We start from the raw sequence: 13,251 nt of genomic DNA on the forward strand, positions 1-13,251 counted from the left end.
CGTGCTCCGGAGCGTCAACGTTTTTTGGACTTGACGACCGTCTTGGTATTGCTGCGTTTGGTCACTTTCGCGGAACTGCCGCGACTGCGGCTGGAGGCTGAGGCCTGGCTTTTGGAGGCGTGGCTTTTGACCGGAAGAAAAACCACCACCTGATGGCCCAGTTTGAAAGCGCTGGAAGTGCTGACATTGTTCCATTCGGCAACGCTGGCAGCGCTCAGGCCGTAGCGCTTGGCAATGGTCGCGACCGACTCGCCCTTGCGGGCCTTGACGGTGGTGCGGCGCGTCACGACTTCAGGAGCGAACGAGACCTGCGCGGTATCCGCAACGTGGCTGGTAACGTCGTTTTCAACCTTGGCTGAACGCGGCACCAGCAAGGTCGAACCGGCCTTGATGAGCATGCGCGGCGGTATGTTGTTGACGCTGCGCAGATCGGCTTCACTCATGCCGGTACGCCGCGCCGCTTCGGCCGGGTTCATGGTGCTGGGGGCTGACCAGGCGGTCCAGCTGGCGTATTGCCCCTGGGTGTAGGCCTCGAAATTACGTTGGAACACCGTAGCGTTATCCCAGGGAAGCAGGATCTGGGGCGTCCCCGCCGCAATGATGACGGGGCGGTGCGCCGAAGGGTTCAGTGCCTTGAAGTCTTCAATCTTGACGTCGGCAAGGCGTGCGGCCAGGGCCACATCAATGTCGCGTGTGATCAGCACCTGCTGAAAATAAGGGTGGTTTTCGATCAACGGCAGCTCGGTGCGAAATGCCTGGGGATTGGCCACAATGTTCTTGACGGCCTGCAGCTTGGGCACATAGAGCCGGGTTTCTGCCGGCATGTTCAGGTCGGTGTAGCTGGTGCCCAGTCCCGCTCTCTGGTTTTTGGCAATGGCGCGGCCCACACTGCCTTCACCCCAGTTATAGGCCGCCAGCGCCAGATGCCAGTCGCCAAACATGCCATGCAGCTTTTGCAGGTAGTCCAGCGCTGCTCGGGTGGAAGCCAGTACGTCGCGCCGGTCGTCACGGAAAGCATTTTGCTTCAGGTCGAAATATTTACCGGTGGCCGGCATGAACTGCCACATGCCGGCGGCTTTGGCGCTGGAAACGGCTTGCGGGTTAAAAGCGCTTTCGATGAACGGCAGCAGGGCCAGTTCCGTCGGCATCTGGCGGCGCTCGAGTTCTTCAACGATATGAAAAAGGTATTTGCTGGAGCGCTCGGTCATGCGCAGGATATAGTCCGGCCGGCTGGCATACCACTGCTCGCGATCCGTCACCAGCTCATTTTGCAGGTCGGGCATGGCGAAGCCGCGGCGAATACGGTCCCATAGTTCCTTGGGAGGTTCCGTGGAGGCGATCTGGTAAGAGCCGATCTGACCTGGTGTGATGGCTTGAAGCGGACCGCCCGGCACTTGCGGTTTGGCGGTGGGGCTTGTTCCTGTTGTGAGGACCGGGTCACCCGGCATGCCGGGTGGCTGTGTGGCGCAGCCCGCTAGCAGCGTCGCCACAAGCAGAAACGCCAGCGGAACAATACGGAAATTGATGAGTTTGGGAAGAGGAGCGGCTGCAGTGGTTCGGTCGTGTGGCGTCATTTGAATTGGTTTTTCCACTGCCGGATGGCGGCAAATACGGTGTTGTCGTCTCGGGCCGACGCATCAAAGTGCCGGGCAGCAGCCATGATAGTGGGTTGGCGGGTCCGCAAGAAGGGGTTGATCAGCAATTCCTGGGCCACAGAGGTCGGCAAGGTCGGCTTTTCCTGGGTGCGAAGCGCAACGCATTGCGCCTGATACGCCGCCAGGTCGGTGTTTTCCGGCTCGACCGCCATGGCAAAGCGCAGATTGCTGAGTGTGTATTCATGGGTACAACAGACGACGGTGTTGCCGGGCAACGCAGCCAGCTTGTCGAGCGAGGTCAGCATTTGCGCCGGTGTACCCTCAAACAAACGTCCGCAGCCTCCCGAGAACAGCGTGTCGCCGCAAAACAGCAGCGGCCTGCCGTTCACCTCGGGCGTGTAGAAAGCAATGTGGCCTGCGGTATGGCCAGGTACATCAATCACCTGAAAATTAAGACCAAGGGCTTTCGCTGTGTCGCCACCGCTGAGGGGCGTGTATGGCCGCGGAATGTGTTCGGTGGCCGGGCCCCAGACCTGAGCACCTGTTGCCTCGCGAAGGGCATCTACGCCGCCTGTATGGTCTGCATGGTGATGCGTGACTAGAATCGACTCCAGTTGCAACGCATGCTGCTCCAGGGTGCGCTGCACCGGCCCGGCATCTCCCGGGTCCACGACCAGGGCGCGCCTGCCGTCATGCAACAACCAGAGGTAGTTGTCGTCAAAGGCAGGAATGGGAATCAAATACATACAGTGGTCTCAATGAGCTCTGAAATTATAGGTTTGACGGACTGGCTGAAGACCCCTCCCGGTGGCTATCTTCTGGACTGGGAGCGCACGCATTTTGACCAGGCCGTCGGTGACGTTTTTGGTTACCACGCCCTGCAACTGGGCCTGCCGGAGCTCGACGCCCTGCAAGCCAATCGCATGCCGCACAAATGGCTGGCGCTGGATTCATTGCCGCCGCCATCTGAACCCGGAAAGTCCCCGGCTACAGATACGAGCGGCCGCACGGCCGCAAGTTCCCGGCGCGCGGCGCTCCTGACCGATGCGGGAGCACTTCCATTCCCGGAGAACAGCCTGGACCTGGTGGTATTGCCGCACACGCTCGAACTTAGCAGCGACCCGCATGCCAGCCTGCGCGAGGTGAGCCGGGTACTTGTTCCGGAAGGGCGGGTGGTCATCAGCGGCTTCAACCCGACCAGCTTGTGGGGGCTGCGCCAGCGCCGCGGCCACATCTACCAGCGTTGGGGGTATGACAACCTGTTTCTTCCCAAAACAGGCGAGTTCATCGGCTACTGGCGCCTTCGCGACTGGCTGAGGCTGCTGGACTTTGAGGTAGAGTCGGGGCGCTTCGGCTGCTACCGGCCGGCGCTCACAAGTCAGGCCTGGCTGGACCGGTTCGAGTGGATGGATGCGGCGGGGGAACGCTGGTGGCCAATTTTTGGCGCTGTTTATTTCCTCGCGGCGGTCAAGCGTGTACGGGGAGTCCGCTTGCTTGAGCCCGCCTGGAAGGCGCGAAGGGCGCCGGCGACGGCACCCGCCGCGATAGCCAACAAGGAGCCGCTCACCCGATCATCCCGCTCTCAGCCGCCTGCCTGATTTTCTTTAACCACCGGCTGCTCTTTGGAGCTTCCCGGGAGCATTTGTAACGCATGACCGACACACCAACAGGCACAACGCCACAACCACAACACGTCGTGATCTATACCGACGGCGCATGCAAGGGAAACCCCGGCCCCGGAGGTTGGGGGGCGCTGCTGGCAATGGGCGGCACCGAAAAAGAGCTATTTGGCGGCGAACTTGGCACTACCAACAACCGCATGGAAATGACTGCCGTCATCGAGGCGCTGGCGGCGCTGAAGCGGCCCTGCAGCGTGACGCTTTACCTGGACAGCGAATACGTACGCAAGGGCATTACCGAGTGGATTCACGGCTGGAAAGCCCGGGGCTGGCGTACAGCGGCCAAGGCGCCGGTCAAGAATGTGGATCTCTGGCAGCGCCTGGACGCCCTTGTCGTCTCCAGCGGCCACAAAATCGACTGGCGTTGGGTCAAGGGCCATGCCGGTGACCCCGGCAACGAGCGTGCCGACGCACTGGCCAACAAAGGCGTGGAACGCGCGCTCGGCCGCTTGTAACAAAGACCTGTCAGGGAGTCTGAAGCCGGGGTGGGAACATGTGCGCAAAACACGCACCAAACAGCCTTGGCCCACACAAAAAAACTGCGCCTTCCGGAACGCACCATAAGCGTACATAGCATCCGCACCGTTTTGCTCGCCCGCGCCGTTTGGTAAAGCCGTTGTAAAGCTACCGCGCTCACCCTGCGCAGAGGCCAGAAAAAGGCTGCGCGCGCCATGGTGTCCTGCTACATTGGAAGTTTGTATCTCTTTGTATAACAAGTTTTCCTCCCCATGGCATCAAAAGCAATTTACACAGCGGTCGCGGTAGCGGGCATAGCGGTCGCCTCGGGTGCTGCCTGGTGGCTGCAAAAACCCAAGGCGCAGGGCGGTGCGGCCGAGTCTTCTCCGGTTGCCTCGACGGGCCAGGGCGCCGGCAATGGCACCAACGGCGCCGCCGCTGGAAAACCGGTGACCGTGGAAGCCGCGAAGGTGGAACTCGCCAGACTGTCGGATGACACCTCGGCCGTGGGCAGTTTGCGTTCGCGCCGCGGCGTGGTCTTGCGCCCCGAGGTCAGCGGGCGCATCACCCAGCTCAATTTCACCGATGGCCAGCGTGTGCGCAAAGGCCAGGTTCTGGTGCAGTTCGACGACCAGTTGCCGTTGGCGCAGGTGCAGCAAAGCCAGGCCGAACTGTCGATCGCGCGGGCCAACCAGAAGCGCAACCAGGAACTGGTGGCGCAAAACTTCATCAGCCAGCGCTCGCTCGATGAAAGCGCCGCCAACCTGCAGGTGGCCGAGGCCAAGCTGTCGCTGGCCAAGGCCACGGCCGCGCGGCTGAAGATCGTCGCGCCATTTGACGGCATCGCCGGTATCCGGCTCGTGAACGTGGGCGACTACCTGAAAGACGGCGCGGACATCGTCAACATCGAGGACATCGAGGCCATCTTTGTCGATTTCCGGCTGCCCGAACGCTTCCAGAACAAGGTCAGGCGCGGCCAGACAGCTGTCCTCGACATCGACGCCTTGCCAGGGCGCAAATACAACGCGCAAATCCAGGCCATCGACCCGCTGATCGACGCCAATGGCCGCTCCATTGGCATCCGCGGCTGCATCGACAACCGCCAGCTGCAGCTGCGGCCCGGCATGTTCGCCCGGGTCAACACGGTGTTCGGCGTGCGCGAGAACGCGCGCGTGGTGCCCGAGGAAGCGATTGTCCCGCAGGGCGGCCGGCAGTTCGTCATCAAGCTGCTGGAAGGCCCGAACGAGCAGACCCGCACGACCAAGCGCGTGGAAGTCAAGGTCGGCCTGCGCAGCCCCGGCAAGGTCGAGATCCTCGAAGGCCTGGAGTCCGGCGACGTGGTGGTTGCGACCGGCCAGCAGCGCGTGCAGCGTGACGGCACCGTGGTGGCCGTGGTGGATCTGGCCGCAAATGCTTCTGCCCGCGCGGGCAACGCAAAAGCTGCCGCTGCCGGTACTGCGCCCGCGGCAGCTGCCGCAACGGCCCCTGCGGCTGCGGCCACGCCGGCCAAAGCTGTGGCCGCCGCACCGCAAGCGCCGCCGGCAGGCCCCAACCCCTGTGGCGTGGTGGTGTCGGAGGCCCCAGGAGCCCTGGTGCCGGTGCGTAGCGTGGCCCCAGCCGAACGCCGCCCGGCCGGCCCGCCAGCGCGCGACCCCGCTTGAGCGGCAGCCGCGCCATAGCCCCCACAGGCCCTTATGCAACTCGCTGAAGTTTCCATACGCCGCCCGGTCTTTGCCACCGTGCTGTCCCTCCTCATCGTGCTGGTTGGCGCGGTGAGCTTCAACCGCCTTTCGGTGCGTGAGTATCCCAAGATCGATGAACCCGTTGTGACCGTGAGCGTGCGCTATGCAGGCGCATCCGCGGAGGTCATAGAAACGCAGGTGACCAAGCCGCTGGAAGATTCCATCGCAGGCATTGATGCTGTCGACGTCATCACCTCCATCAGCCGTGCCGACCAGGCGCAGATCAGCGTGCGTTTCAGGCTCGAAAAAGACGCTGACTCGGCTGCCGCTGAAGTACGCGACCGTACGTCGCGGGTGCGCAACCGGCTGCCTCAGGCGATTGAAGAGCCTGTGATCGCCAAGGTTGAGGCCGATGCCTTTCCGGTCATCCAGGTGGCTTTTTCCAGCGATTCACTGACGCCGCTGCAGATCAACGACCTGGTCAACCGCATCGTCAAGCCGCGCCTGCAGACCGTGACCGGCGTGGCCGACGTGCGCGTCTTTGGCGAGCGCAAGTACGCCATGCGCGTCTGGCTGGATACCGACAAGCTTGCCTCCTACAAGCTGACCACGCAGGACGTGGAAGACGCCATCAGCCGCAGCAACCTCGAGCTGCCGGCCGGCCGCATCGAGTCCCAGCAGCGCGAATTCAGCGTGACCTCGCAGACTGACCTCGTCAGGCCCGCGCAGTTTCGCGAGATCGTCATCAAGAATGTGAACGGCTTTTCCGTCAAGGTGCGTGACGTCGCGCGCGTGGAGGAGGGCGCGGCCGACGAGCGCACGGCGGTCAGGCTCAACGGCCGCTCCGCTGTGGCAGTCGGCGTCATCCGCCAGGCAACGGCCAACCCGCTGGACCTGTCCAGGGGTGTGCGGGAGGCCTTCCCCAAGCTGAAGGCCGACCTGCCGTCCGACATGCTGATTGACGTCGCCAACGACAACTCGGTGTTCATCGACCGTTCCGTGAACAACGTGTACCACACCATCGCCGAGGCGATTGTGCTGGTGGCCCTGGTGATCTTTGTGTTCCTGCGCACCCTGCGTGCCTCCATCATCCCCATCGTCACCATCCCGGTGAGCCTGATCGGCACCTTCGGCATGATGGCGCTGGCGGGCTTCACCATCAACACGCTGACCCTGCTGGCGCTGGTTCTGGCTATCGGCCTGGTGGTGGACGATGCCATCGTGATGCTGGAAAACATCTTCCGGCACATTGAGGAGGGCATGGACCCGTTCTCGGCCGGCATCAAGGGCGCGCGTGAGATCGGCTTTGCCGTGGTCACCATGACGGCCACGCTGGTAGCCGTGTATGCGCCGCTGGCGTTTACGCCGGGCCGCACCGGGCGGCTCTTCGTGGAGTTTGCCCTGGCGCTTGCCGGTGCGGTGGTGGTGTCGGGCTTTGTGGCGCTGACGCTGACGCCCATGATGTGCACCCAACTGCTCAAGCACAATCCCAAGCCCAATCGTTTTGACCGGTTCATGGAACGGGCGTTGACGTCGATCTCCGACCGCTACGGCTCAGTGCTGCGTTGGGTCGTCACCACACGTTACGTGCCCGTGGCGGAGGCTGACCCTGCCGGCCGGCCCTCGCTGGCCCAGCGGCTCAAAGGCATGGCCTTGCAGGCCCGCTGGCTTGTTATCGGCGTGATGGTGCTCAGTGCCCTGGCCATTGCACTGGTTTTCCCGAGCATGAAGCAGGAGCTTTCGCCCATTGAAGACCGCGGGGTAATTCTGGCCAACGTCAATGCCCCTGACGGCGCCACGCTGGACTACACCAACCGCTATGCCAGGGCGCTGGAAAAAATGGGTGAACCCTTTCCCGAGTTCGACCGTATTTTTGCCAACGTGGGCAACCCGACGGTGGCGCAGGCCAGCGTGGTGTACCGCACAGTCGACTGGGACAAGCGTACGCGCTCCACCATCGACATGGCACGCGAGCTGCAGCCCAAATTCAACGCACTGCCCGGTGTTACCGCCTTTCCGATCACACCGCCGTCCCTCGGGCAGGGCTTTCGCGAACGGCCGCTCAATTTTGTGATCCAGACCTCCGACAGTTACCAGAACCTGAACACCGTGGTGCGCCAGATGCTGGAAGAGATCGCCAAAAACCCCGGCATCGTCTCGCCCGACGTAGACCTGCGGCTGAACAAGCCAGAGCTGCGCATTGAGGTAGAGCGGGACAAGGCGGCCGACCTCGGCGTCAGCGTCCAGGTTGTCGCGAAGGCCATCGAGACCCTGCTGGGCGGGCGCAACGTAACGCGCTACAAGCGCGATGCCGAGCAGTACGACGTGATCGTGCAGACCGAAGCCAGCGGCCGCACCACGCCTGAAGACATCGACCGCATTTATGTGCGGGGCCGCAACGACGCGATGATTCCGCTGTCGGCACTGGTGAAGGTGCGTGAAAGCGTGTCACCTCGCGAGTTGAACCATTTCGGCCAGCGTCGCTCGGTGTCCATCACGGCCAGCCTTGCGGGCGACTATTCGCTGGGCGAAGCGCTCAAGTTCATGGACCAGACCGCCGCCAAGGTGCTCAAGACCGGCTACAGCACCGACCTGAACGGCACCTCGCGCGAGTTCAGAAACTCGCAGGGCGCCCTGGCCATTGTGTTTGTATTGGCACTGGTGTTTATTTTCCTGGTGCTGGCCGCACAGTTTGAAAGTTTTATCGATCCGCTGGTCATCATGCTGTCGGTGCCGCTGTCCATGATCGGGGCCTTGCTGGCACTCAAATGGTCGGGCGGCTCTCTCAATGTGTATTCCCAAATTGGTCTGATCACGCTGGTTGGCCTGATCACCAAGCACGGCATCCTGATTGTGGAGTTCACCAACCAGTTGCGCGGGCAGGGCATGGAAATGATCGACGCGCTGGTCAAGGCGTCATCGCAGCGCCTTCGCCCCATCATGATGACGACTGGTGCCATGGTGCTGGGAGCCTTGCCGCTGGCCCTGGCCAAGGGCGCGGGTGCCGAAAGCCGCACGCAGATCGGCTGGGTTATCGTGGGGGGCATGTCGCTGGGCACTTTGCTCACTGTGTTTGTGGTGCCCACCATGTACACGCTGTTTGCCCGCAAGGCGGTCCCAGGGGCCAACAAGGCCATTGCCAGGGAGCAACCCGATGAACACCTTGAACACCCGGAGTACGTGGCGAAATGATCATGAGGAACCGCGTGCCCCAGGCCGGGTCCCTGGCATGCTGATGAGAAAACCGGTTTGACCGCAAACCCAGCGGGCCGAATCCGTACAGTTGCTTCTTTTCTCCTGATTCCGTTCCTGCTTGCGCTGGCCCATACGGCTTCTGCGCAAGCCCAGGAAGCGCCTGGAACGGGCGCATATGGCGTGCAGTTCTTCTGTTCACCGTCCCAGCTGGAGCGGCTCGGCCCCCACATGTTCCGATATCTCCAGCAGCTCGGCATTCCAGCCCGCCTGGTTCAGGAAACTGTCGACAAGCCGCGGGGCACCATGACGTATTCCCTGCTGGGCTCAGGCGCGGCCGTGAGCACCCTGTTTTTGGCGCAACGCCCGGAGCTGGCGATCAAGGACGAGGTAGTGCTGGTGCCGGTGAGAAACAACAAGACACGCAAGCTCAAGACGGTTTCCAAAAAAGAAATCCTGTTGGCCCTTTTGCACCCGGGCCGATTGACCGAATTCAGGGGAAAGGCTTGCGATGTGCAGGCATTGGCCGACCATGTCGGGATTCGCCAGAACACCGTGATCTGGGCAGAGGTGCTGGAATGGGGCTGGCCAGAGGGTGGCCCTGCCAAGTGGAATGCCCGCTATTGGATCAATGGAACGCCCAAGCTTCGTACCCCTTTGCACAAAGCCCTCAATGACATGTTTTTTGAGCAGGGGAAATACGAGATAGGCTGCTACGCCGCGACCAAGGTGGTATTCGCCCAGGGTGCACTGGATTACTTCCGCCGCGTCAAGAAGGACGTGGGCAGGGCGCAAGGCGTGGAGCGGCGATTACTGGCCGATGGTGAGCCGCTGGTTGACCTGGAACCCGGCCGTATGTGGAGTTTTGAAACGGATTTTGATCCGCTGGAGCTTGAACGGCCAGGCAAGGTCTTGCGCATGGTGGGCGGTGTTGCCGCCGGCAACTTTGTCCCGGGCGATTGGGCTTATTTTCTGAACACCGACCAGCGCACCAGCCAGAAAACGGGGTATGAAGGCTCCAATGCCATCTATCTGGGCGGCAACCGGTTTGACGACTATTACAACGACAACGACCACCACTACACCTACGAGGAAAAACTCAGTGAGGTCTATCAGTGGCGTCATGATGTTTTCAGCCGGCAGCGCGATGCCGCAAAAATACAGCACCTGGCCGCGCATGACTACGAACGCCTGAACGCAACGCCGGAAAACGGCGGCTTGCTGATGAGCTTTCGGGTTGTGCCCTATTTTTTCGGCTACGAAGACCTACCCCCGTTAACGGGCACCCGGAACGACTAGGGTCTGCCAGCGCCGTGCATTCAAGGGATTTACAGGGCGCCCTCAAACATGAGGACGTCAACCGGGTCCCCTGCAGCGACATTGCCCTGCGCATGGTGAAGCACCATCAGGCCGTTGGCCTCGGCCATGGAGCGCAAGACGCCCGAGCCCTGGCTGCCGGTGGTCCGGACCTCCAGGGAGCCGTCGGGCGCGGTGGATACCCAGCCGCGCTGGTATTCGGTACGCCCCGGTTTCTTGCGAATGGGCTCCAGGCTGCGTGCCTTGAGCAACGGCGCCGGCGCGGCGCTGGCGCCCATCATCTGGAGCAGGGCGGGGCGCACAAAGGCCAGGAACGTCACCATCACCGCAACGGGATTGCCGGGCAAGCCAAAAAGGATGGCGCCGTTGGGGTTGGGATTTGGGTATGAGTGTGGGGCGCTATCTTTTTCATAGCTGCTTGCGCCTGTAACTATTGGGTTAGAGGTCGATTTCTCTATTGAAATCCGTCCCACGGCCATGGGCCGGCCTGGCCGCATCGCAATGCGCCAGAAAGCCACGTCGCCCAGCTTCTTCATCATGGCCTTGGTGAAGTCTGCTTCGCCCACGCTGACACCGCCGGAGGTGATGACAGCGTCGGCCTCGGTTGCCGCGCGTTTGAATGCGGCCTCCAGAAGCGCCGGCTCGTCACGCACCACGCCCATGTCGATGACCTCGCAGCCCAGCCGGCTGAGCATGCCGAAGACGGTGTAGCGGTTGCTGTCATACACCGCGCCTTCGCGCGGTGCTTCGCCCAGCGACAAAATCTCATCGCCAGTGGAGAAGTAGGCCACCCGCAGCGGCCGCCAGGTGGCCAGTGTTTTAAGGCCCAAAGAGGCTGCAAGCCCAAGGCGGGCGGGCGTAATACGCTCACCTTTTAATAGCGCCGGCCGGCCTTGCATGAGGTCCTCGCCGCGCAGCCGGCGGTTGTCGCCGGGCCGGAGCAAACCCGACGGGATGCTGATGCGCGAGCCCTGGCCATCCTGGTGCAGGGTGACAAACTCCTGCGGCACCACGGTGTCCAGGCCGGAGGGCATGATGGCGCCGGTCATGATCTTGACGCACTGGCCTGGCCCGGCGCTGCCTTGCCAGGCTTTGCCCGCCAGCGCTGTTCCGTCGGCCACCTGCAGCTCGAGCGCCTTGCCTGCAGCCAACTGCCCACCATCGAAGGCATAACCGTCCATAGCAGAGTTGTCGTGCGGCGGCACGTCAAACGGCGAAACCACATCCTGGGCCAGCACCCGCCCGAAAGCCTCCATCAAGGGCAACTCGAGCTGCTCCTGCACCGGCATAACCAGCCGCGACAGGAAGTCCAATACCTGGTCGGCAGACAGGGCCTGGGGGTCGTAGCCTTGCAGCTCCGCGGCAATCTGGTCGAGTGTTTTCACGGCTGGCGGGATTCCAGCTGGTGCAGCTCGGCCAGTGTGTTGGCGTTGAAGAAGCTGCGGCTGTCGTCGCCGGGTTTGTCAAACGGCACGACGGCTGTTTTGTGCTGCGCCGTCCAGGCGTCTATCTTGCGGCCGCCACTGTGGGTGAAGCGCACCAGGCTTTCCAGCATGTGGGTACCCATGAGGCAAAACACCGGTTGGGGCCTGAGCTGCCCATCTTCTTCGGGCGCCGCCGCCACGGCAAAGTCAGCACCGTCCTGCGCAAGTGCTTCGGCAAGCCGTGCCACCAGGTCGTCGGGAAACAGCGGGGTGTCGCAGGGCACAGTCAACAGGTAAGGGGTTTCACAACGCTCCAGGCCCGTCAGGAATCCTGCCAGCGGCCCGGCAAACTCGCCCAGCCCGGTACTGTCGGGCCACACCGGAACGCCGAATGATTCATAAGCGGACAGGTTGCGGTTGGCATTGATCATCACGTCACCGACCTGGGGCGACAGCCGCATCAGCGTGTGCAGGGCGAGAGGAACGCCGTTGAAGTTCTGCAGGCCTTTGTCGACCCCGCCCATGCGCGAACCACGGCCACCGGCGAGGATCACGCCGGTGATGGCTTCGGCGTGGATGGGCATGGTGTTGTGGTCGTGGGTTGTCAAATCAGCCGCCTATGTAGCTCATCTCAACGCGCTTGGCGTTGTTTGAATCGGGTGTGCTGGTGTCAGCGGGCATCGCAGCGCGCAACTCCGAATAGCGGTCATCGCGCCCTTGCCAGATATGGGCCACAGCCGCCGCGATCTGGTCGTCGCCGTAGCCGCCGCGCAGCAGGGCGCGCAAGTCCTGGCCCTGGCTGGCAAACAGGCATAAAAACAGCTTGCCCTCGGTCGATAGCCTTGCCCGGTTGCAGTCGCTGCAAAAAGCCTGGGTCACGCTGCTGATCACGCCAATCTCGCCAGCGCCATCGGCATAACGCCAGCGCTCGGCGGTCTCACCAGCGTAGTTGGGGTCTATGGCTACCAAGGGAAATTCGGCGTTGAGGCGTTCCACCACCTGGGCTGAAGGCAGGACCTCGTCCATGCGCCAGCCGTTGGTGGCGCCCACGTCCATGTATTCGATGAAGCGCAACACCGCCCCGCTGTGGCGGAAATGCCGGGCCATGGGTACGATCTCGGCGTCGTTGGTGCCGCGTTTGACCACCATGTTGACCTTGAGCGGCGCCAGGCCAACCTTTTGCGCCACTTCGATGCCCTTGAGCACGTCGGCTACCGGAAAGTCCACATCGTTCATGCGACGGAAGATGGTGTCGTCCAGCGCATCAAGGCTCACGGTGACGCGCTGCAGTCCAGCATCCTTGAGGGATTGGGCTTTTTTGGCGAGCAGCGAGGCGTTGGTGGTCAGCGTGATGTCCAGCGGCTTGCCCTGCGGCGTTTGCAGCTTCGCCAGCATTTCGATCAGTATCTCCAGGTGCTTGCGCAGCAGCGGCTCGCCGCCCGTCAGCCGGATTTTCTCGACCCCATGAGCCACAAAAATCTTCGCCAGGCGCGTGATTTCCTCAAAACTCAGCAGCGAGGTTTGCGGCAGGAAAGCGTAGTCCTTGTCGAATACCTCGCGCGGCATGCAGTAGCTGCAGCGGAAATTGCAGCGATCCGTCACGCTGATGCGCAAATCCCGCAGCGGCCGGCCCAGCGTGTCGCTCAGCAGGCCCGTCGGGGCAGACAACCGGGCAGGGATATGCGGTACGCGGCTTGCGTAGCGAATATCTGCCAGCGGAATGATTTTGTCGGTCGTCATCGTGAGGAGCCCAAAGGGAGAATTTACCCCATTGGCCCGGCTGGGGCACTAAAACCAGGCCTTATCCCCAAAGAGGGATTGGCTCACCCCCGTCCAGGCTCACTTCGTGTAGCCCGTTCCCCCCTCAAGGGGGCGGCGCCTGGGGCCGGCGAAGCCGAAAAATTGG

General features: G+C 62.5%; 10 protein-coding genes. 5 read left to right on the plus strand and 5 right to left on the minus strand.

The window, feature by feature from the left end:
* Positions 1-14 precede the first annotated feature (14 nt).
* Together AC1DVV_RS05370 and gloB are read right to left on the minus strand one after the other, a co-directional pair.
* On the minus strand, positions 15-1,574 hold the full coding sequence (locus AC1DVV_RS05370; RefSeq protein WP_457278633.1) for a transglycosylase SLT domain-containing protein: 1,560 nt from the start codon (positions 1,572-1,574) through the stop codon (positions 15-17).
* Positions 1,571-2,341, minus strand: a complete 771-nt coding sequence (gene gloB / locus AC1DVV_RS05375) for a hydroxyacylglutathione hydrolase (protein ID WP_457278632.1) — start codon at positions 2,339-2,341, stop codon at positions 1,571-1,573. The genes AC1DVV_RS05370 and gloB overlap by 4 nt, the downstream gene beginning before the upstream one ends.
* 12 nt (positions 2,342-2,353) lie before the next feature.
* Between gloB and AC1DVV_RS05380 the strand changes: the two genes are divergently transcribed.
* The 5 genes from AC1DVV_RS05380 to AC1DVV_RS05400 all read left to right on the plus strand — a co-directional run bounded on the left by AC1DVV_RS05380 (position 2,354) and on the right by AC1DVV_RS05400 (position 9,903).
* Positions 2,354-3,193 (plus strand): class I SAM-dependent methyltransferase, encoded by an 840-nt coding sequence (locus AC1DVV_RS05380; protein ID WP_457278631.1) that lies wholly within the window; start codon positions 2,354-2,356, stop codon positions 3,191-3,193.
* Between the two features lie 53 nt (positions 3,194-3,246).
* Positions 3,247-3,729, plus strand: coding sequence for a ribonuclease HI (rnhA, locus tag AC1DVV_RS05385; protein ID WP_457278630.1), 483 nt, complete (start codon positions 3,247-3,249; stop codon positions 3,727-3,729).
* 273 nt (positions 3,730-4,002) lie between these two features.
* On the plus strand, positions 4,003-5,391 hold the full coding sequence (locus tag AC1DVV_RS05390; protein WP_477689050.1) for an efflux RND transporter periplasmic adaptor subunit: 1,389 nt from the start codon (positions 4,003-4,005) through the stop codon (positions 5,389-5,391).
* Between the two features lie 33 nt (positions 5,392-5,424).
* Entirely contained in the window at positions 5,425-8,604 is a 3,180-nt protein-coding gene (locus tag AC1DVV_RS05395) for an efflux RND transporter permease subunit (RefSeq protein WP_457278628.1), read from the plus strand.
* 57 nt (positions 8,605-8,661) lie between these two features.
* The gene (locus AC1DVV_RS05400; RefSeq protein ID WP_457278627.1) at positions 8,662-9,903 is read left to right on the plus strand and encodes a hypothetical protein; all 1,242 of its coding nucleotides are present in this window, start codon (positions 8,662-8,664) and stop codon (positions 9,901-9,903) included.
* A gap of 29 nt (positions 9,904-9,932) precedes the next feature.
* On the opposite strand, the gene moeA is transcribed toward AC1DVV_RS05400, so the two are convergent.
* From moeA to moaA, 3 genes are read right to left on the minus strand one after another with little or no spacing between them, the layout of a single operon-like run.
* Positions 9,933-11,306 carry a molybdopterin molybdotransferase MoeA gene (gene moeA, locus AC1DVV_RS05405; RefSeq protein ID WP_457278626.1) on the minus strand — a complete coding sequence of 458 codons (1,374 nt, stop codon included), beginning with the start codon at positions 11,304-11,306 and terminating at the stop codon, positions 9,933-9,935.
* Positions 11,303-11,929 (minus strand): molybdenum cofactor guanylyltransferase MobA, encoded by a 627-nt coding sequence (gene mobA / locus AC1DVV_RS05410; RefSeq protein WP_457278625.1) that lies wholly within the window; start codon positions 11,927-11,929, stop codon positions 11,303-11,305. Before mobA ends, moeA begins: the two co-directional genes overlap by 4 nt.
* Before the next feature lie 25 nt (positions 11,930-11,954).
* A complete protein-coding gene (moaA, locus tag AC1DVV_RS05415) occupies positions 11,955-13,085 on the minus strand; it encodes a GTP 3',8-cyclase MoaA (RefSeq protein ID WP_457278624.1) in 1,131 nt (376 codons plus the stop codon).
* Between the last annotated feature and the right edge of the window lie 166 nt (positions 13,086-13,251).

It is taken from the genome of Polaromonas sp. P3_B4 (assembly GCF_056402835.1).